This is a genomic window from Micromonospora sp. DT4 (assembly GCF_049841675.1).
Classification (GTDB): Bacteria; Actinomycetota; Actinomycetes; order Mycobacteriales; family Micromonosporaceae; genus Micromonospora.
In genome coordinates, this window is the sequence record NZ_JBNCKT010000105.1 from 1 (window position 1) to 19,628 (window position 19,628).

Below are 19,628 nucleotides of genomic sequence, written 5' to 3' on the forward strand. Positions count from 1 at the left end.
CCCTCGACGTCCTCAAACAGCTGTTCACCACCGGGCCGTGGTTGCCTCAAACGGCTACCTCAAGCTGAATACGTACGTTCGGCATACTGGTTAACGGTGAGCTGCTGCACGACGAGACGGATGTCAGGGCGGCGACCGAGCAGGCACGCCAATTAGATGTACGGGTCATCGTCGTGCAGGCGAAGACCAGCCCCAAGTTCGAGTCGAAGGTCATCACCGACCTGGCGGACAACCTGGCGCATGTCGTAGACAAGGCCGACCTACCGTACCCCGCCTCTCCGGACGTGGAGAACCTCCGAGGGTGCCTCCGGGCGGTCTACGCGAACATCGCGAAGTTCTCGGGCGGCCGTCCCAAGTTGCACGTCCGGTACGTAACTACCGGTGGCCAGGTGGCGGACATGCTGCGCAAGAAGGCGGCGTCGGCGGAGCGGGGGCTCATGCGGTCCGGCCGCTTCGACACAGTCGACGTGCGCTGCGTAACCCGTGACGAGTTGCGTGAGCTGTACCAACGTGCCACACAGGCGGTACCGGCCACCTTCGAGATGCTCAAGAAGCTTTCACCCCCGACCATGCCCGGCGTGGTTCAGTCGCTGTTCGGCCTGCTGCCCGCCCGCGAGTTGGTGTCCCGAGTGCTGACCGATCCGGCTGGCAACATCCGCAAGGCACTCTTCCACGAGAATGTCCGGGACTTCCAGGGCTACAACGGCGTCAACGGCCAGATCCGCGACGCCATCCGAGATCCGCTCCAGCACCGTCGATTCGCCGTACTCAACAACGGCGTCACCATCGTCACCCGGGGCCTCAACGTGATTGGCGACGAGGTGCACATCCGAGACTTCCAGGTGGTCAACGGCTGCCAGACCTGTCACGTCTTGTTCGACGAGCGAGATCGACTCACCGACGATGTGCAGGTCAGCGTGCGTATCGTGCACAGCGAGGACGAGAAGGTCATCGCCGGCATCATCGCCGCGACCAACCGGCAGACCGCGGTCAGCGAGGAGGAGTTGTCGACGCGTGAGGACTTCCACCGACGGTTGGAGGACTGGTTTGCAGCGCAGCCGGAGGCGCGTCGACTGTGGTACGAGCGCCGCTCCAAGCAGTATGCGGCCCGCAATGAGGTGGAGAAGACACGGGTGGTGAACCGAGCCCAACTCACCCGCGCCTATGCCGCGATGTTCCTCGGAGAGCCGGCTGCCGCGGGCCACTACCGCGAGCTGACCCAGCGTCACCGCGACGCGCTATTCCAGGAGGACCACCTACCGGACGCGTACTACGCGGCTGCTGCTGCCCACTACCGCCTCGAGTGGCTGCTGCGAACAAGGCGGATTCGGGCGACGCTACGGCCGGCGCGCTACCACCTCATGGCGGCTATGCGGTGGCAGGTTCTCGGAACAGAGCGCCTCACTGGCAATCCCCGGCGCGCCAGCGAGCAGTGCCAGCGGCTACTCGATCTGGTGTGGGATCCCGGTGCCTCGGAGCAGGCCATCCTCAAACTTCTGCCCACCCTCGGCAGCATCATCGACGCCGAACAGCAGAGTGGGGTGGCCCTCGGGCAGATGGTCCGCAATCGCCGATTCGCCGACGCTGTTCGCGCGGCGGTGTTACGAGGATGACGCGTGGGTGGTCAGGTCAGAGCACACAACGACATCGACAAGCCTGTCGGTCGGACTCATGTCTGGTGTGGCCCGCGTCACGGTAACTTCGGCGCACGCCGACGCCACCGCCGGCGCTGCCGAGGAGAGCGTCCATGACCACACCGCGCAGAGCCGCCACGGCCCTGACCGCCGTTCTTCTGCTGATCCTGACCGTCGCGGCCCCCGCCCAGGCCGCTACCCCGGCCACCAGGCCGCCGGTCTCCGGGGCGTTGGGCACCTACAACATCTCCGGGGTGTACGTCGCCGGGGTCTCCTCCGGCTGTATCCGACAACCGTGTCCGCCCTGCAGACGTACACCCGGACGTGCTCGGCGGTGTGAACGCACCCAACACCGCGGCGCTCGGCGGCACGCTCGTCCGGTTCGACCAGAACGCGTTCGCGGTCAACGGCTGGGCCAACGGGCTGAGCATGGACGCCAACGGCTTCGCCTACGTCCCGTCGGCCTGTGCGGCGGGGCAGTCGTGCCGGCTGCTGGTCACCCTGCACGGCTGCGCCCAGGGGTACGGGTCGGTGGGCACGGCGTTCGTCGACCGGGCCAACCTCAACCAGTACGCCGACACCAACAACCTGGTCGCGTGCGCTATCCGCAGGCGTGCACCGCCCTCAGCAACCCGAACGGCTGCTGGGACTGGTGGGGCTACCTGGGCGCGACCAACTTCCCGATCAAGGGCGGCGGTGGCGCGCAGGTGGAGACCATCATGAACATGGTCCGCCGGCTGGACGGCTGAGGTGGGCGGGCGGGAGCGGTGCGACCCTCAGCCCAGGAACAGTTGGGCGAGCACCACGACGGCGAGCAGCGCCGGCCCCCGGGCACCCTGGCGCAGCAGGTCGACCGGGACCATCCCGAACGGCGTGTTGACCGTCGCGCCGCCGTAGTTGATCGGCGGGCGGGTGCCGGCCCGCCACGCGGCGGCGACCACGCCGAGCGCCAGCGTCGGCGCGAGCCAGGCCGGGCCGGCGTCGAGGGTCGGCAGACTCGGCAGGGTCAGCAGCCACCACAGGCCCGCGCCGACGGCCGGCACCACCACGTGGATCCCGCGCAGCGCCGCGTCGCTGCCGCCGAGGACCCGGCGCAGGCCCGGTGACCTGCTGACCGCGCGCAGGCCACCGGTGAGCCGTTCGGTGGCGACGTAGGCGAGCATCACCTGCGCGGCGCCGGCCAACCCGGGCAGGGCGAGTGCGGCCGCGTACTGGACGCCGACCAGCCCCGCCCAGATCAGCAGGGCGCTGGGGTGGCGGCGCAGCCGGCGTACGTCGGCCTGGAGCAGTGCCCACCAGCCGGGGCCGGGCCGGAAGCGTCGGCTGCGGACCCGGCCGATGCGACGCCAGCGGCGGCTCTCCACCAGACCGGTGAGCATGCTCGGGTCGAGCAGGATCGTGGCCGTCGCGGCGGCGTTGGCGAACTGCGCGCCGGTCGTCAGCGTGGCCCGGTCGACCTGGGGCAGCGCCCGCAGGGCGAGCACGGTACCCACGACCGCGAGCGGCACCCCGACGGCGACCAGCGCGCCGGTCGGCAGTGTCGCCGGCCGGGGCAGCGCCTCGCCGAGGCGTCCCGCGATCACCACCACAGCCGCGACGACGGCGGCCGCCACCAGCGGCGTCGCCCCGACAACTGTCGGCCAGCGGCGGCCCGCCCGGCTGCTCTGGGCGACGACGGCGAGGGCGAGCGCGGCAGCGCCCCAGCCGGCGCCGGCCGCCGCGGCCCACCCGACGGCGCCCGGGTCGGTGACGCCGCCCAGCACGGCCACGGCCACGGCCAGCAGCGCCGTGCCGGCCGCCGCGCCCACCAGCAGGACGCCGAGTCGAGGCGCGAGCCAGGCCCGCCGGTCGATCGGGGCGCTGGTCACCCAGCTCTGGGTCGCCGGGGTGACCAGCAGCGGGCCGAGCGCCCGCAGACCCCGCCAGGCGAGGCCCGCGCCGGCCAGCAGCGCGGCCACCGCCAGCCACCAGCGCACCCCCGCGTCGGCGCGGCCGACGGTGGGGGAGACCAGCATGTCGCGGCTGGCGCTGATCGCGAACCAGCCGTACATGCCCACGAAGAGCACGATGACGTACGCGTCGCCCAGCACGTCACCCAGCGAGTGGTCGTGGTGCCGGCGGCGTGCGCGGCGCAGGTGCGTCCGTACCTGCCGGGCGCTCGGCAACCCGGCGGGCGTCGGGGCGATCGTGGTCGGCGGGGCGCTCACCGGCCGATCTCGATCCGCTCGTCGACCACCGCGTCGATCAGTTCCGGGTCGTGCGAGGCCAGCAGGACGGCCGTGCCGGCGTCCCGCTCCCTACGCAGCCGGTCGGCCAGCCACTGCCGGCCGCGCACGTCCAACCGCTGCTCGGGCTCGTCCAGGATCAGCACCCGGCGCGGGCGCACGAAGCACGAGGCCAGCGCCAACCGGCGGCGCTGCCCACTGGACAGGGTCACCGGCAGCTGGTCGCGGGCCGGTTCCAGGCCCAGCTCGGTCAGCACCTCCTCGACCGGCTCGGCGTCGCCCCCGTGGGCGTACGCGACCAGCTCCAGGTGCTCGACCACGGACAGGTCGGGAAAGAAGTCGATGTCGTCCAGGGCGGCCGCGACGAGCGCCCGCACCTCGGGGTCGGTCTCGTCGGCCCGCCGGCCCTGCACCAGCACCTCACCGGCGTCCGGACGGTCGGCGCCCACCACGCATCGCAGCAGGGTGGTCTTGCCGCTGCCGTTGGGGCCGAGCACCACCGCGATCCGGCCCGCCGGCAGCGTGAAGGTCACGTCGTCGAGCACGACCAGGTTGCCGAAGTTGCGGCTGAGTCCCCGCACGGAGAGAGCGTCCACGGTCACACACTCTCCCAGACCCGCGCCACCGGCCACGACGAGCGATCGACATCACGCCGATCCGGCGGGACACACCGGTCAGGGGGTGGCCGGCGGCGCTTCGACGGCGTGTTCCAGGCGCTCGTCCGCGGCGGCCAGCGCCCGGTCGTCGTCGACCTCCTCGGCCACCGTCGCCGCGTCCGCCCAGAGCCGCCGCGCGTCAGCCCCGTCGCCCAGCGCGGCGGCGGCGTCGCCCAGGTACAGCAGGGTACGCCCGAGACCCGCCGTGGGTCGGGTCTCGGCACGCAGCCGTCGGCTCTCGGCCAGCAGCTCGTATGCCGCCCGCGCCTGCCCGGGCGCGCTGGTCAGCAGCGTCGCGCCGGCGTTGAGCAGCGCCGCCGCGCGGCTGGTCGGGTCGTTGACCGACTCGTACTCGCGCAGGGCGGCACGCCAGGCCTGCGCCGCGTCCAGGTGCTCGCCGAGGCTGGCGTGCACCAGCACCAGGTTGGTCAGCGCGGCCGCGTAACCCCGAGCGTCACCCACCGACCGGAACGTGTTCGCCGCCCGCACCAGGTGGCGGTGCGCGGTGTCCAGCTCACCCCGGGCCAACTGCGCTGCGCCCAGGCCCAGGTCGGTGAGGGCGTGCCCGGACCGGTCCGCGGACGAGCGGTGCCGGCGGGACAGCTCCAGGTGCTCCACCGCGTCGTCGAGCTGCCCCAGGTCGAGCAGGGCCAGGCCGAGGTTCATCCGCGCCTGGGCGGTGCCCCGACGGCCGCGCTCGGCCACCGCGAGGGTGAGCGCCGCCGCCGCGCCCTGCGGGTCGTGCCGACGCCGACGCAGCACACCCAGCTCGTTGTGCGCCCACCCGGCGATCTCCGGACGGTCGTCGGCCGTCGGGGTGGCCAGCACCGTGCGGCAGACCTGCTCCCACTCGTCGAGCCGTTCGACGTGCGCGAACCACCCGCACAGCGCCACGGCCAACCGGAACCACCACCGGCGTACCCGCCGGGGCAGCGCCTCCGCCGCCCCGGCCGGCACCCGGACCACGGCCAGCAGCAGATCCTGGTGCAGGTCGAACCAGCCGTACGGGTCGTCGTCGAGCGGCAGCGACCACTCCCGGTCCGGCGGTGAGCCGAGCACGGCCAGGTTGGCGGCGTGCCGTTCGGCCCGGCGGGCCAGGTGGCGGGTCAACCGGGCCTGCGCGGCGACCCGGGAGCGGGCCGGATCGGCGTCGCGCAGGTGCAGCCGGGCGCTCGGCGCGAGCAGCGGGCGGATCTCGTACCGGTCGCCGGGTGCGCCGACCACGAACGCGGCGGCGGCCAGCCGGTCGAGCAGCGCGGTCACCCGCTCGGGGTGGCGGCGGGCCAGGGCGGCGATGGTCGGCCGGTCCACCGGGGCCGGGGTCAGGGACATCAGCCGGTACAGTCGACGCGCCTCGCGGGTCAACGCCCGGTACGCGGTGTCCCGTTCGGTGACCAGTTGCGCCGCGGGCGAGACGGCGACCCGCTGGTGCGGTGGTGTGCGTACCGCGCGGCGCAGCGCGTCCCGCACGTCGGAGTGCCGCCAGCCGTGCTGGGCAGTGCGGTAGCCGACGGCGCGCACGATGCGGGGCTGCCGCCCGCACAGGTCGACGATCTCGCGTACCGCCGGGTCGGTGCGCGGGTCCGCGCGGCGGAGCCGGGCAGCGGGCGCGGCCCCGCCGGCGTCCGCGAACAACTCGACCGCCTCGTCCGGGCCGGGTTCGGCGATCCAGTGCTCCACCACCCCGGCCAGGCCGCTGAGCGCGGGCCCGCCGGCCAGCAGCAGCCGGGAGGTGCGCGCGGTCGGTGGCAGCAGCGGCCGGACCTGCTCGGGTCGGTCGACGTTGTCCAGCACCAGCAGGATCTTGCGGCCGTCCAGCTTGCGGCGCAGCGCGGCGGCAGCGGCCGCGAGGGCGTCCGGGCGGCCCGAGGTCGGTGGCGCGGTGCCCAGCACACCGGCCAGCGCGGTGAGCACCTGCCGAGCGGACCGGGGACGACCACCACGGCGCAGGTCGAAGTGGTACTGCCCGTCCGGGAAGTCCTCCCGGCACAGGTTCGCGGCCTGCACGGCGCAGGCGGACGTGCCCACCGCCCGTCGGCCCAGCACCGCCACCGCGTGCTCGCGGGCGAGCAGGTCGAGCACCGCCTCGACGTGCTCCTCGCGACCGGCGAACCCGGCCGTGTACGGCAGGTTGGGCACATCGGCCACCGGCGTGGTGACGACGTCGGTCGGCTCCGGGCCGGTCTCCCGCACGGCCCGACGCCGCCGCATCTCGAACACCACGAAGCCCACGCCACCGAGAACGGCCAGCGCGATGCTGGCCGGGCCGAGCACGCTGGCCGTCAGCTCGGAGAGCAGGTTGCTGGCGAGGTTGCCGAGCACCCCGCTGACCAGCGTGCCGACCGCGACGAGCACCGGCCAGCGCGGTGCCCGGCCGTTGCCGCTGGGGCTGGTCACCGGACACCACCGGAGACCAGCCCGGCGACGAGCTGCCGCCGGGCGAGCACCATGAGCACCACCGGAAGCACCGAGGCGAGCACCGACCCGGCGGCCAGGATGCCGCTGTTGGAGACGAAGCCGCGGCTCTGCCCGGCCAGGAACAGCCCGACCGGTGTGGCCTCCGGCCCACTGAACAGCAGCCCCACCGCCAGGTCGTTCCAGACCTGGACGAACTCCAGCACGGAAACGGCGATCACCGCCGGCAGGTTGTGCCGGGCCAGCCGGTGCAGGGTGCCCCACCAGTGCCGCCCGCCGAGCCGCGCACCCCGCACCTGCTCGGCCGGCAGGTCGGCGAACGCGTTGCGCAGCACCAGCACCGCGAACGGCACCCCCAACGCCACGTGCACCAGGGCCAGCCCGCGCGCGGTGCCGGAGGAGAGCACCACGCCGAGCACCTCGTTGACCGGCCCGGCGATCACCTGCACCGGGACGACGGTGGCGGCCATCAGCACCAGCCCGGTCGCCTGCGCGGCCGGCCCGGTCAGCCACGCCAGCGGGTACGCGGCCAGCAGCGCGACGAGCAGCACCGTGGCGGTGACGACCGTCGCCAGCAGCAGCGTGAAGCCCAGCGCCCGCCACAGCTCGTCGCCACCGAGCAGCGCCGTATAGGAGCCCGTCCCGGGCGGGGCCGACCACCAGCCGCGCGCGGCGGCGTCCACCTGACCGTGCGCGGCGGTCGCCACGAGCACCACGAGCGGGACCAGCCAGGCCACCGCGCCGCCCGCCGCGAGCAGCCGGAACAGTCGTCGCGGCGGCGTCGCAGGGGCGGGGCTGGGTGACGGCTCGACGCGGGGCGGCGGCCACGCCTGCCGGACGAAGAACGCCGCCACCAGCATCCCGGCGACCACCGCCACCAGCCAGACGACGCCGAGCGCGGCGCCCTGCCCGGTGGTGGTGCCGCCCGAGGTCTGCCACACTCGCAACGCGAGCACCGCCGCGTCGTCGCGGACCGACCCCGGCGTCATGACGAGGATCAGGTCGAACGTCCGGCTGGTGCCGAGCGCCACCAGCGCGAACACCACCGCGACGGTACGCAGCAGCAGTGGTCGCCACTGCGCGTCCCACAGGACGTGCCGTCGGCCCCCACCGTAGGCGCGGACCGCGTCGGCCAGGCTCGGCGGCAGCCGGTCCAGCGCGGCCCGGAAGACCAGCACGGCCAACCCCACCCACGCCCACACGAACGCCGACATCAGCGCCACCGTGACCAGGCCCCGGCCGAGCAGCTGCGGAGCGTCGTCGGCGGCGCGGCCGGTGAGTCGCGCCGCGAGCAGGGTGGCCAGGCCACGCGTCGGGTCGGGGTCGTACATGAGCCGGAAGGTCACCCCGGTGACGACCAGCGGCAACGCGACCGGTACCAGCAGGATCAGGCGGACCAGGCCGCCCTCCTGGGAGCGGCGGGACGCGACGGCGAACAGGTAGCCCAGCGCCGTCACCACCGCCGGCACCAGGATCGCCCACAGCACCGTACGGCCGACCACCGCGCCGGTGCCGGGCGCGGCGAGCGCCGCCCGGAAGTGCTGCGCGCCGACCCAGCGACCGTCGGTGGTGACGCTGGCGTGCAGCGTACGCAGCACCGGCCACAGCACCAGCGCGCCGAGCAGCACCGCGGCCGGCAGCAGCAGCGCGGAGGTCGCCCCGGCCGCCGGGTAGGCCCTGCCGCGTCGGGGTGGGCCGACGTCGTCGAGCACCGCCAGCTCGCCGAGCACCCGGGTTTCGCTCACCGGTCACCGCCCGCGTCGCGGGCCGCGGCGGCGAGCTGCCGGGTGGCGTCGTCGATCGCCCGGCGGGCCGGCACACCGCCGGTGACGTCGGCGAAGAAGTCCTGCATGATGCGCCAGATGCCGACGCCGTCGGAGCCGGTGAACGCCCCCGGCAACTGGTCGGAGAGGTCGAAGTGCAGGGTGTCCGGACCGCGCATCTCGCGGGCCAGTTGCCGGCGGACCGGGTCGGCGTACTCGGTCAGCGGGATCGTGGTGTTCGGCGACAGGTAGCCGCCGGCCCGCAGCCACGGACCGAACGAGTTGGCCCGGGTCAACCACTCGACCAGCTCCAGGCCGCCCCGGTCGTGGTCGAAGGCCACCGCGACGTCGCCGCCGACGATCAGCGCGCCGCTGCCCGCCCCGGCGCTCGGGAAGCGGAAGGTGACCGGCTCCTCGGTGCCGCTGCGGAACCGGCCCACCACCTCGGCGGCGAAGTCGGCCTCGAAGAGCATCACCGCCCGACGGGAGCGCACCACCTGGATCACCGACTCCTCGTACTGGGTGAGCAGGGCGCGACGGCCGCCGCCGAGGAACGCCCCGTCGATGCTCCACAGCTCGGCGAGCCGCTCCAGGGTGTCGCGCACCGCCCGGCCCTGCCAGTCGCCGTCCGACGCGGCGAGGGCGTCGTACGCCGCCGGCGCGAGGTCGGCCAGCACGTTCTCGAACCAGTCGGTGAGCACCCAGCCGTCCGCCGCGCCGATCGCCAGCGGCGCCGGACCGGCGCCACGCCGGGCGAGCGCGCCGAGGCGGCGGGTCAGCGACACCAGTTCGTCCCAGCTCGTCGGTGGCTCGGGCAGCATCGAGGGCAGATGCCAGACCAGGGACTTGTGCGCGGCCTTGACCCAGAGGCCGTAGCGCTGCCCCTCGGCCAACAGCAGGTCGGACAGCCCGATGGGTACCGCGTACTCGGTCGACGGTCGTACCGGGCGCAGCCAGCCCCGCGCGGCGTACTCGGTGACCAGGCCGGGACGCGACATGATCGCCACGTCCGGAGAGGTGCCCGCGAGGTGCCGGGCACGCAGGAACGCGTCGATGTCGTTGCCGGCGCTGACCACGCGGACGGGGTGGGGATAGTCGGCCACGACCTCGCGGAAGCGGTCCAGCTCACCCCCGGACCAGACCACCGCCACCTGCACCGAGCGGCCGCTCCCGTCGCACCCGGCGGCGGTCGCCGCAGCGGCGACCGCGGCGGCGCGCAGCAGCGTACGGCGGGTGAGGCCGCCGGCTGCCGTCATCGTGGGACCTCGTCGGGCTCGGCGACCAGGGCGTGCCGCGTCGGGATCTCGGCCAGGGTGGACGGATCGGCGGTGCAGACGAGCGTGGCGACCCCCGGCGCGGCCAGCGGGGCGAGCCGGGGCAGCAGGTCGCCGAGGCGGCTGCCGCCGGCAGGGTCGACGGGCAGGTCGACGACGAGCACCTCGGGCAGGCAGACGGCGGCCCGGGCCAGCGCGACCCGGAACCGTTGCGCGTCGGAGAGCACGTGCGGGAGCAGGTCGAGCGTCGGCGCCAACTCCAGCCGCTCCACCACCGTCGCCGTCCAGTCCTCGGCCACCTCGCGTACCCGTTCGCGTTTGCGTTGGCCGTACTCGATGTTGCGGCGCACGGTGAGCTGCGGCAGCAGGGCGCCGCCCGCCGGCACGTAGCCGATCTGCCGGCGCGGCGGTGACAGGGCCGTCACGTCCCGGTCGCCCACCATGATCCGTCCGGTGACCGGAGTGGCCAGGCCGGCCAGCACCCGGGCCACGGCCGTGCCGACCCGGGGCGGCGCGACCAGCGCGGCCGTCTCGCCGGACGCGACGTCGAGGGTGACCGGCCCGGTGCCGGGGACGGCGACCAGCGCGCGTAGTCGTAACGTTGCCCTCACCTCCGGTGACCGCTGGTGACCGTCCCAGAGTGGCACACGTGGCCGACAGCCGATGTCCCGTCGATCTTCCATTGTGGAAGGCGACGGCGCCTACCGGGGAGCGTAGAGCGCAGCCAGGCCGGCGGCCGTGGCGGCCAGGAGGTCGCGGAGCGCGACCGGGGTCAGCACCTCCACGTCGGCGCCGAGACGCAGCAGATCGCCGTGGGCGTGGGTCAACGACTCGATCGGCAGCACGGCGGTCACCCAACCCTGGGCGTCGGCGGGACCGGCGCTGGCGTCCACGGCGGCCACCACTGGATCACTGTCGATCTCCCGCAGCCCCCGCCGGCCGGCGGGGGACAGGCGTACGGCGGCCTCGTCCTGGTGCAGTCGGGCGCGGAACCGCACCACGTGCTCCCGCCACCAGGCCGGCAGGTCGAAGTCGGCCGGCCGGTCGAACTCCTCGGCCAGCGAAGTCAGCGCGAGGATCTGACTGATCCGGTAGGTCGCCGGTTCGGACCGGCCCGGACACGCCCACCCTGCCGGGCGTCGACGCGTACGCCGGGCGGTTGGTGCACCCGCAGCACTGGCCCGACGACCTGAACCACACGGGCAAACGGGTGGTGGTGATCGGCAGCGGCGCGACCGCCGTGACGCTGGTGCCGGCCCTGGCGCGCCGGGCTGATCATGCCGGCGTCGTACCATCGGCTGTTGGTGGTCGGCCTGAACCGGGGCGTGGCGCGGCCCGCGCCGGCCCCGCCGCCGGTCGCGGACCCCACCTGATCAGGGCGGGCTGCCGCCCCGCTTCTCCTCCTGGGCCAGCACCGCCTCGCGGTGCTCGGGCTCGTCGCGGCGGGCCAGCTCGGCGGCGAGCCGCGGGTCGGCCACCAACCGCTCCCGGTTGCGGTGCAGGAAGCTCTCGAAACCCCCGGTGTACGGGCAGGCCAGCTCGCCGAGCGCCCGCTCCGGCGTGTATCGGCAGCCGGCGCAGTAGTCGCTGATCTCGTCGATGTCGGTGCCGTCCACCGCGTACGGGCGGGTGTCCACCCTGGCCAGATCGGCGTACTGGCTCATGCCGATCACCGTCGCGTTCATCACCCAGTCGGTGCCGTCGACGAAGCAGCGCTGGAACCAGTCCGCCACCTCGGCGGGACGCCAGCCGCGCTGCAACGCGTAGTTGCCCAGCACCAGCAGCCGGGGACTCTGGTGCGTCCACGCCCGGTCCCGGACGGCCGCGAGCATGTCGGCCAGGCAGCGCGCCTCCACCGCGTCGCCGTCCAGGTCGGCGAACCACTGCGGCATCGGTTCGGTCGCGGCCAGCCAATTCGCTCCCCGGAAGCGCGGCTCGTGGTACCAGTACAACTGCCAGAGGAACTCCCGCCAACCGAGCAGCCCGCGGATGAACGGCTCCACCGCCGTGCGGGGCGCGACTCCCGACCGCCATGCCTGCTCGGCCGCGCGCACGGCCGGTTCGGGGTGCAGCAACCCCAGGTTGAACGACGACGAGAGCGCCGAGTGCGCGAACAGCGGGTCGTCGGCGCTCATCACGTCGGCGTAGCGGCCGAACCCGGGCAGCCGGTACGCGAGGAAGTGCGCCAGTCGGGCCTGCGCCTCGTCGTGCGTGGCCGGGTGCTGCCGGGGGCCGTCCCGGCCGACGAAGCGGACCCCGTCGGCTGCCCACCCGTCGAGGTCACGGCGGACCTGCGCGTCGATGTCGTCCTCGACGATGGGCGGTGGTGGCGGCGGGCTGACGGGCACGGCGGAGGACTCCCCGCGCGGGCGACGCGGCGTCGGGGCGGTGGTGGAGACCCGGGCGGGCCCGGTCAGCACGTCGTGCCGGCGGCGGGCCTGCCGGTAGTAGTCGGCCATCCGCAGCGGCGCGCGCCGGGTGCGGTCCGCCCAGGCCGCGAAGTCGGACTGGCTGGTGATGAAGCCGCGCGGCGGCAGCACGGTCAAGCCGGGCACCGAGCGCGCGAACCCCAGGGCGGCCCGGGAGTGCGGGTGGCACACCTCCACCGGCTCGGTGACCTGGGTCAGGGCCTCGCGGAACGTGTCGGTACGCAGCAGCAGCGCCCGGTCGCCCAGTTCGGCGGCGCGGTGGCGCAGGGCGGAGAGGATCAGGTGCGCTTTCTGGCGGTGCATCGGGCGACGGCGGAACAGCTCCCGGATCTCCACCAGGAGGACCGGTTGATCGGGGTCGTCGAGGAAATGTGGCCCGAGCTGGTCGGCCAGCAACCATCGGCGGCGTAGCATCCCGCAATTCTGCCGACTTCCGGGCCGTCCCGCGCGCCTGCAGGCCGGATGATCGATGCCTGATCCGGATCGGGATAAGGCCCGCGCCGTCGCTGCTGCCCCGGCGTCACGCCCGCGCAGCACCACCGTCACCGCCACGAGGGCGACCAGCAGCAGCGCGAGCACCGGCACCGGGGTCGGTCCCAGCGGCACGAGCAGCGTCAGCCCGGCGACGACCGGATACGCCGCGACGACCGCACCGTGCAGGGTCACCGCAGCTCCTCAGACCGACCATCGGGGTCCGGCAACGACAACGGGTGCCGGCGACGCGGTTCGGCCAGCTCAGCCGTGCCGGCGGCCGTGGGTCAGCCCCTCCAGCACCAGCGTCAGGCCGGCGCCGACCAACCAGACGTCCTTGGCCAGCCCGGCGCCCTGCTGGGTCGGCCCGATGCTGCCGGGCCGCCGCATCCCCGGCGTCTTCAGGTAGAGCTGCACGAGACCCGCGCCGAACGCGGTCAGACCGAGCCCCACCAGCGGCGCCGGCACGAACGGCGCGAGCAGCGCCGCACCCAGGGCGATCTCCGAGTACGACAGCAGCTTCGCGAATCGCGGTGGGTCCAGTTGACCGAGCTGCGGCAGCGCCGCCACCGCCATTCCGTGCATCGCCTGCGCGGCCTCGCCCTCCAGGTTCCGCTTGCCGAGGCCCGAGTCGAGGAAGTACGCGCCGATGCTGGCCCGCAGCGGCAGGTGCGCGAGTTTCATGATCACTCCCGGTGGCCGTGGTCCGAATCGTGGCCCGCGTACCCCGCGGGCCCTCCGATAACCCGCCGCCCGGCCGACTGGGCCGGCCGTGGTGATCGCGGTAGGTTCGCCCGGGGCCCACCGCCGAGCCCGGTCCACCCGCCCGGTAACGGTCCCGCCACCGACCACCACCAGGAGGCGAAGTGAGCCAGGAAGTCCGGGGAGTCATCTCCCGCAGCAAGGGCGCGCCGGTCGAGGTCACCACCATCGTGGTGCCCGACCCCGGCCCGGCTGAGGCGATCGTCCGGATCCAGTCCTGCGGCGTCTGCCACACCGACCTGCACTACCGCGAGGGCGGCATCAACGACGACTACCCGTTCCTGCTCGGGCACGAGGCGGCGGGGATCGTCGAGCAGGTGGGGGAGGGCGTCACCGACGTCGCCCCGGGCGACTTCGTGGTGCTCAACTGGCGGGCGGTCTGCGGCGACTGCCGGGCCTGCCGTCGCGGCCGGCCCTGGTACTGCTTCGACACCCACAACGCGAAGCAGCGGATGACCCTCACCGACGGCACGGAACTCACGCCGGCGCTGGGCATCGGCGCGTTCGCCGAGAAGACGCTGGTGCACGCCGGGCAGTGCACGAAGGTGGATCCGGCCGCGCGGCCGGCCGCCGTGGGCCTGCTCGGCTGCGGCGTGATGGCCGGCCTCGGCGCGGCGATGAACACCGGCAACGTGACCCGCGGCGACTCGGTCGCGGTGATCGGCTGCGGCGGCGTCGGGGACGCGGCGGTCGCCGGCGCGGCCCTCGCCGGTGCCACGACGATCGTGGCCGTGGACACCGACAGCCGCAAGCTGGACTGGGCCCGCAGGTTCGGTGCCACGCACGCCGTGAACGCCTCCGACGTCGACCCGGTCGAGGCGATCCGCGCCGCCACCGGCGGTTTCGGGGCCGACGTGGTCATCGACGCGGTGGGCCGACCGGAGACCTGGAAGCAGGCGTTCTACGCCCGGGACCTGGCCGGCACCGTCGTACTGGTCGGCGTGCCGACGCCGCAGATGCGGATAGAGCTGCCGCTGCTGGACGTCTTCGGTCGTGGCGGCGCGCTCAAATCGAGCTGGTACGGCGACTGCCTGCCCAGCCGGGACTTCCCGATGCTCACCGAGCTGTACCTCCAGGGCCGTCTCGACCTGGATGCCTTCGTCACCGAGGAGATCGCCCTCGACCAGGTCGAGAACGCGTTCGAGCGGATGCACCACGGCGACGTGCTGCGCTCGGTGGTGGTGTTCTGATGACCGTCCGGGTCGATCACGTGGTTACCTCCGGCACGTTCTCCCTCGACGGGCAGACCTTCGAGGTGGACAACAACGTGTGGGTGGTCGGCGACGACGACGAGTGCGTCATCCTCGACACGCCGCACGACGTGGCCGCGATCCTCGCGCTGGTGGGTGGTCGGGTCGCCCCGCGCATCCGGGTGGCCTTCGAGGTGGACGACGCCGCCGCGACCACGGCCCGGCTCGTCGCCGCCGGGGCGAGCGAGGTCGCGCCGCCGACGCTGACGCCGTGGCGGTCGCTCAACGCGCGCCTCGACGCCACTGCCGACCTGCACATCACCGTCTTTCAGGAGCTGGACACGCCGTGACGGCGACGGCCGAGCGGGGTGGGCCGCACGTCGGGGCCCTGACGCCGGCGCAGGCGGCCGCCCTCGAGTACGTGCGGTCGTCGGCGGTGATCGAGCGTCCCGCGGCGCTCGCCACGATCGCCCGACACCTCGCCGCCGCCGCTGTCGGCGATCCACCGCAGCGGTTGCTCGCCGCCGTCGAGCGTGGCCGGATCACCGTCAACTTCCACCCCGACCGGTTGTGCGCCGACGGGCGCTCCGTCGCGTCCGCTCTGGCCGAGGACGGGGTGTACCGCAGTCAGTTCGTCACGGGGATCTCCAACGGCGGGCTCACCGCGTACTCCGGTGGCGACCGTGACCGCTGGGAGCGGCGGATGTTCGGCGGCGCGTACCAGCGGCCCGAGGTGACGCCGGCGGACCGCCCGATCTACGGGGGGTTGAACCTGCTCGACCACGCCGACGGCGCCTGCCCCCGCTTCGGCTCCTGCCACCTGCGGCTGCGCCCGGCGGTCCTGGCGCGGGCGACCTTCTGCCTCGGCGACAGCCACCTCGGGCCCAGCGTCGTCGGGACGGCCGACGCCTTCGAGGCGGTGCTCGCCGGGCTCCTGGCCGACGTCGCCCGTACCGGCGTGTGCCTGGCCCGCGCCGAGACGGACATCGCCTCCCTGGCGCGGACGCTGCGGGACGGACAGCGTACGCCGAGCACCGTCGGTCGCGCGTTGGACGACTACGTGGAGGCCCAGATCCACGGAGTCCTCGACCTCGCGTGTGACGTCGAGGAACTGGTGGTGGACCCGTCCTTCGTCGGCACCGCCACCGGCGGGACGCTGGAATCCGTCGCGCGGCGGTACGGTTTCCCACTGCGGTGGCACCCCGGCTTCGCGCTGGCCGTCGACGAGGTCGACGCCGAGTTCCGGGGCCCCGCGATCCCGGTGCTCGCGGCGCGCCTGCACCGGGAGTTCGCCCGGCCGGGCGCGCCGGTGGACGCGGCGCTGATCGGCCGGGGCGCCGTGTCGCTGGTCACCGAGCCGCACCGGTGGGCCGACCGGGGTCCGGCCGCCGACACCCTCCAGCACCTCAAGCAGGTCTGGCACGTGCTCGTCCGGTTCGGTACGACTCATCCGGGCTGACCCGCCCGCGTCGATCGTCCGGTTTCGCCCACCTGTCGCGTGGCCCACGCCGCCATCCGAATTCCCCGGGGTGACCGGGGCCGCAGCCCGTCACGGCTAGGACATTTCCGGAATGACCGACTCGTCGACCTGGTTGTGTCCCCCGTACCGCCGGAGCCCAAACCCCTTTCCGCGGTCACCTCCCGAGGAGCGTTCACCCCGGAGCGCTCCGCACGATCGAAAGGAACCATCGTGAAGCCCGACTTCACTCGATGGCTCCCCGCCATCGCTAAGGACTCGTACCGCAAGACCGCGCTCAGCGTGGTAGGTGTGGCCGCCCTCGGCGGTCTGGCGCTCGCGCCGACCGCGGCCGCCGCCCCGGTCACCTCCGGGCCGCACCAGGGCGCCGTCGCCGCCATCGACCTCGCCACCGGCAAGGCCGCCACCGCGGCTCGCTTCGAGGAGCAGCCCGTCGAGTCCGGGCTGACCACCGGCTCCGCCACCGGCAAGCCGCCGGCCGGCAAGCCGAGCCGCGACGAACTGATCCCGCACGGCATCGAGGGCGCGCAGTCGCGCATCCCGCTCGACAAGGCGCAGCTCGACAACGCGCGGGCGATCGTCGACGCGGCCAAGAAGACCGGCGTCGGCGACCGTGGCGCGGTGATCGGTGTCGCCACCTCGTTGCAGGAGTCGAAGCTCTACAACCTCGGCCACCTCGGCGCATACAACGACCACGACTCGCAGGGCCTGTTCCAGCAGCGTCCGTCGTCCGGTTGGGGTTCGCCCGAGCAGATCACCGACCCGGAGTACGCCGCCACGGCGTTCTTCGCCGCGCTCAAGAACGTCGGCGGTTGGCAGGACCTGCCGCTGACCACCGCCGCGCAGACCGTGCAGGTCTCCGCCTTCCCGTACGCGTACGCGCAGTGGGAGGAGCAGGCGGCGGACATCGTCCAGCAGCTCTGGTGACTCCGACACGCCGGCCGGCTCCCGCCACGGGAGCCGGCCGGTGTCGTCTCTTCAGCAGGGTGCGTAGAGGTGGCGGGTGCCGACCCCTGCGGCGTACGCCGCCCGGTCGCTGAAGCGGCAGCCGTAGTCGGGTCGGGCCACCACCGCCGGATCGGTCACGGTGTCGCCGGCCGGGCGCTTACCCGTGCGTACCCAGGACACCAGGTCGTCCCAGGCGACGCCGGCCTCGGCCGGGCTGAACTCGCAGTGCTGCGCGGCCCGGATGGCCCGCTGCACCACCAGCCGGCTGCGACCGTGCCGTGCCACGTCGGTGGCGTACGCCTGCTCCATGCTGAACGGTACGAACAGGTCACCGAGGTCGTGCAGGCTGACCACCGGCGCACTCGGACGGCCGGCGATGCGCGGCACCTCAGTCAGCGTCGGCAGGAGCCGTTGCCGGATGTTCTCCGGCGCGACCCGCCGCACGGTCGAGTTCAGGTCGACCGGACTGTTCGGGCTGTAGCGCGTGAGCAGGTTGGTGGAGAGCTGCCCGGGCCGTTCGGCGGGGGAGTCACCGCCGTCGGTCACGGTGATCGAGAAGAGGAAGTCCTTCCAGACCGCGAAGGCCGCCTCCGCGCCGGGACGCGGCCCGCCCGAGCGGTTCACCGTCACGGCCCGCAACTGCTTGCCCCGCTCGGTGGTGGTGTCCGGACCGGTCGGCGTGAGCCCCGCCAACCCCAACGTCGCCTGGATGCGCGGCACCGCGTTGCTCAGGTAGTCGGCCGGCGTGGGATAGGACGGCAGCCCGGCGAGCGCCTGCGCGACCAGGTTGTAGTCAAGATAGAAGTCGAGCAGCGTCTGGTCGTGCTCAGCACACCGGATCGGATGTCGAAGCCGTTACGGTCGTAAGAGGACGACGCCCACGCGTACCCCTGGGTCAGCATCCGCTGCCGCAGGTCGAAGCCCGGCGGTTCCGGCGAGAGCACCGAGCCCTGCCCGCGGTATCCGTGCGCCCATAGCACCAGCTCGCCGTTCCACCGGGCGGGGACCTCGATGATGTACGCGGCGTGACGGTGCACGCCCTGACGTACGGTCGTCGGTTTACCCGCCACCGTCAGCGGCGTCAGCGGCGGGTTCTGGAAGGTGTAGCCGGGCAGCGGTTGGTCGCCTCCGGGGCCGCGGTCCGCTGCGCCGTTGGGTGCGGGTGCGGTGCCTGCAGGTGTGGCGGCGGTGGGTGCGGGGCCGATCAGCCCGACGGCCAGGGTCAGTGTCGCGGTGGCGGCGACCAGGCGGCGCAGGGTGCGAACAGGTACGGACAGCATCGATGCTCCCCATCGGACGGATGTCGCCTGCGGGGCGACCAGGCGGGCCATTGCCTACCGGCCGGTAGCGTCCTGAACCTAGGACGGCCGTCGACCGAAGTCAATGGCTACCCTGACCGACCGGTCAGCGCCGTCGGTCGCCGTCGTCCACCGGTGTGCGCCTCGGTTCCGTCGGTCCGGTCCCGTCGGGTTGACTGTCGTCGTGGACGACACGATCTGGGCGGCGGCCCGGGCTGCGCGGAGTTGGCTGGACACCGCGAACGGCACCGGACAGACCGAATTGACCTGCCGCATCCTCAAGCTGACCGAGGAGGCGGGCGAGGCGTCGGCCGCCTGGATCGGTCTGCTCGGGCAGAATCCGCGCAAGGGTGTCACCCACACTCGCGAGGACGTGGCAGCCGAGTTGGCCGACGTCGTCTTCACCGCGCTCGTGGCGATCGAAAGCCTGGGACTCGACGCGCAGACCGTTGTGGGAGCCTGTGCGGCGAAGGTCCGCTCTCGGCTGGAGGGCTGACACCGACGTCACGTGCCACGCGTCTAGGTGATCGACTCCAGGTCGCCGACGTGGGGTTTTCCCCGCGCCCGATACCCCCGGATCGGCGACCTGGAGTCGATCACCCGATTTGTCCGCCCGTGCGCTCGGTGCGCCGGGGTGGCATGGGTGTTCTGTCCGGTCGCGCGAGGGCTGGGGTGTGGACCGGCCGCGTGGGTGAGATCTTGCCGGCCCCGCCGACGGGGCCGGCCGGCGGCGGAGGCGGACGCAGCTGAGCCACCGGGAATGGCCCCGGCCGGCAGGTCGTTACACCCGGTCCCGGCATGACGAGCGCCCCCGGCGCCGCAGGTCCGCAGTCTCGGGAATGACCCCGGCCGTCGGGTCGTTATACGGGGTCCGGCGCCGTGAGTCCCCGCTCGCAGGCCGCCACCTGAACCCCCGGGAATGACCCCGGTCGGCCCGTCGTTACACCCGGTTCGCGGCGCGACGAGCCCCGCTCACCAAGGGCCCGTCCACCCCGGGAATGACCCCGGGCCGCGGGTCGTTACACCCGGTCCCGGCGCCGCGAGCCCCCCGCTCGCAGGCCGCCACCCCCGGCGTCACGAGCGATC

Annotated in this window: 17 protein-coding genes and 2 pseudogenes; 8 read left to right on the forward strand and 11 right to left on the reverse strand. The window is 73.6% G+C overall.

Translation table 11 applies throughout. From position 1 onward, the window contains the following. Positions 1 to 173 precede the first annotated feature (173 nt). Both ACLQ24_RS23500 and ACLQ24_RS23505 read left to right on the forward strand, forming a co-directional pair. A complete protein-coding gene (locus ACLQ24_RS23500) occupies positions 174 to 1,613 on the forward strand; it encodes an AIPR family protein (protein ID WP_425893869.1) in 1,440 nt (479 codons plus the stop codon). A 617-nt stretch (positions 1,614 to 2,230) separates the two neighbouring features. Next, the gene (locus ACLQ24_RS23505; protein WP_425893870.1) at positions 2,231 to 2,383 is read left to right on the forward strand and encodes a hypothetical protein; all 153 of its coding nucleotides are present in this window, start codon (positions 2,231 to 2,233) and stop codon (positions 2,381 to 2,383) included. Between the two features lie 27 nt (positions 2,384 to 2,410). Here the strand turns inward: ACLQ24_RS23505 and ACLQ24_RS23510 are convergent, their stop codons facing one another. The 7 genes from ACLQ24_RS23510 to ACLQ24_RS23540 all read right to left on the reverse strand — a co-directional run bounded on the left by ACLQ24_RS23510 (position 2,411) and on the right by ACLQ24_RS23540 (position 11,055). Beyond that, positions 2,411 to 3,841 carry a DUF6297 family protein gene (locus tag ACLQ24_RS23510; RefSeq protein WP_425893871.1) on the reverse strand — a complete coding sequence of 477 codons (1,431 nt, stop codon included), beginning with the start codon at positions 3,839 to 3,841 and terminating at the stop codon, positions 2,411 to 2,413. After that, complete coding sequence (locus tag ACLQ24_RS23515) at positions 3,838 to 4,461, reverse strand: ABC transporter ATP-binding protein (RefSeq protein ID WP_425893872.1); 624 nt, start codon at positions 4,459 to 4,461, stop codon at positions 3,838 to 3,840. The genes ACLQ24_RS23510 and ACLQ24_RS23515 overlap by 4 nt, the downstream gene beginning before the upstream one ends. 72 nt (positions 4,462 to 4,533) lie before the next feature. After that, entirely contained in the window at positions 4,534 to 6,912 is a 2,379-nt protein-coding gene (locus ACLQ24_RS23520) for a tetratricopeptide repeat protein (RefSeq protein WP_425893873.1), read from the reverse strand. Beyond that, positions 6,909 to 8,675, reverse strand: coding sequence for a hypothetical protein (locus tag ACLQ24_RS23525; RefSeq protein ID WP_425893874.1), 1,767 nt, complete (start codon positions 8,673 to 8,675; stop codon positions 6,909 to 6,911). Before ACLQ24_RS23525 ends, ACLQ24_RS23520 begins: the two co-directional genes overlap by 4 nt. Then, positions 8,672 to 9,949 (reverse strand): hypothetical protein, encoded by a 1,278-nt coding sequence (locus ACLQ24_RS23530; RefSeq protein WP_425893875.1) that lies wholly within the window; start codon positions 9,947 to 9,949, stop codon positions 8,672 to 8,674. Before ACLQ24_RS23530 ends, ACLQ24_RS23525 begins: the two co-directional genes overlap by 4 nt. Continuing rightward, positions 9,946 to 10,578, reverse strand: a complete 633-nt coding sequence (locus ACLQ24_RS23535; RefSeq protein WP_425893876.1) for an ATP-binding cassette domain-containing protein — start codon at positions 10,576 to 10,578, stop codon at positions 9,946 to 9,948. Before ACLQ24_RS23535 ends, ACLQ24_RS23530 begins: the two co-directional genes overlap by 4 nt. Before the next feature lie 90 nt (positions 10,579 to 10,668). Continuing rightward, on the reverse strand, positions 10,669 to 11,055 hold the full coding sequence (locus tag ACLQ24_RS23540) for a helix-turn-helix transcriptional regulator (protein WP_425893885.1): 387 nt from the start codon (positions 11,053 to 11,055) through the stop codon (positions 10,669 to 10,671). 32 nt (positions 11,056 to 11,087) lie between these two features. Between ACLQ24_RS23540 and ACLQ24_RS23545 the strand changes: the two are divergent. After that, a pseudogene (locus ACLQ24_RS23545) lies at positions 11,088 to 11,246 on the forward strand (FAD-containing monooxygenase EthA); the annotation flags it as partial. 94 nt (positions 11,247 to 11,340) lie between these two features. Here the strand turns inward: ACLQ24_RS23545 and ACLQ24_RS23550 are convergent. Both ACLQ24_RS23550 and ACLQ24_RS23555 read right to left on the reverse strand, forming a co-directional pair. Continuing rightward, a complete protein-coding gene (locus tag ACLQ24_RS23550; protein WP_425893877.1) occupies positions 11,341 to 13,062 on the reverse strand; it encodes a cryptochrome/photolyase family protein in 1,722 nt (573 codons plus the stop codon). A gap of 69 nt (positions 13,063 to 13,131) precedes the next feature. Then, the gene (locus ACLQ24_RS23555) at positions 13,132 to 13,551 is read right to left on the reverse strand and encodes a hypothetical protein (RefSeq protein ID WP_425893878.1); all 420 of its coding nucleotides are present in this window, start codon (positions 13,549 to 13,551) and stop codon (positions 13,132 to 13,134) included. 182 nt (positions 13,552 to 13,733) lie between these two features. Between ACLQ24_RS23555 and ACLQ24_RS23560 the strand changes: the two genes are divergently transcribed. The 4 genes and pseudogenes from ACLQ24_RS23560 (at position 13,734) to ACLQ24_RS23575 (ending at position 17,223) form a co-directional block, all read left to right on the forward strand. Beyond that, the gene (locus ACLQ24_RS23560; protein ID WP_425893879.1) at positions 13,734 to 14,819 is read left to right on the forward strand and encodes an S-(hydroxymethyl)mycothiol dehydrogenase; all 1,086 of its coding nucleotides are present in this window, start codon (positions 13,734 to 13,736) and stop codon (positions 14,817 to 14,819) included. Beyond that, positions 14,819 to 14,990 (forward strand): annotated as a pseudogene (locus tag ACLQ24_RS23565) (MBL fold metallo-hydrolase); the annotation flags it as partial. The gene ACLQ24_RS23560 and the pseudogene ACLQ24_RS23565, both read left to right, overlap by 1 nt. Positions 14,991 to 15,165: 175 nt before the next feature. Beyond that, positions 15,166 to 16,278 carry a DUF3626 domain-containing protein gene (locus tag ACLQ24_RS23570; RefSeq protein WP_425893880.1) on the forward strand — a complete coding sequence of 371 codons (1,113 nt, stop codon included), beginning with the start codon at positions 15,166 to 15,168 and terminating at the stop codon, positions 16,276 to 16,278. 231 nt (positions 16,279 to 16,509) lie between these two features. Further along, positions 16,510 to 17,223, forward strand: a complete 714-nt coding sequence (locus ACLQ24_RS23575; protein ID WP_425893881.1) for a hypothetical protein — start codon at positions 16,510 to 16,512, stop codon at positions 17,221 to 17,223. Between the two features lie 51 nt (positions 17,224 to 17,274). On the opposite strand, the gene ACLQ24_RS23580 is transcribed toward ACLQ24_RS23575, so the two are convergent. Beyond that, complete coding sequence (locus tag ACLQ24_RS23580) at positions 17,275 to 17,964, reverse strand: hypothetical protein (RefSeq protein ID WP_425893882.1); 690 nt, start codon at positions 17,962 to 17,964, stop codon at positions 17,275 to 17,277. 8 nt (positions 17,965 to 17,972) lie between these two features. Further along, a complete protein-coding gene (locus ACLQ24_RS23585; protein ID WP_425893883.1) occupies positions 17,973 to 18,524 on the reverse strand; it encodes a hypothetical protein in 552 nt (183 codons plus the stop codon). A gap of 202 nt (positions 18,525 to 18,726) precedes the next feature. Here ACLQ24_RS23585 and ACLQ24_RS23590 point away from each other — a divergent pair, with 202 nt between their 5' ends. Then, a complete protein-coding gene (locus ACLQ24_RS23590) occupies positions 18,727 to 19,038 on the forward strand; it encodes a MazG-like family protein (RefSeq protein WP_425893884.1) in 312 nt (103 codons plus the stop codon). Positions 19,039 to 19,628: the final 590 nt, after the last annotated feature.

Bases quoted from the DNA above. Each gene is read 5' to 3' on its own strand.
- ACLQ24_RS23530 (WP_425893875.1), bottom strand. From the start codon at position 9,949: ATGACGGCAGCCGGCGGCCTCACCCGCCGTACGCTGCTGCGCGCCGCC.
- ACLQ24_RS23555 (WP_425893878.1), bottom strand. From the start codon at position 13,551: ATGAAACTCGCGCACCTGCCGCTGCGGGCCAGCATCGGCGCGTACTTC.
- ACLQ24_RS23585 (WP_425893883.1), bottom strand. From the start codon at position 18,524: ATGCTGTCCGTACCTGTTCGCACCCTGCGCCGCCTGGTCGCCGCCACC.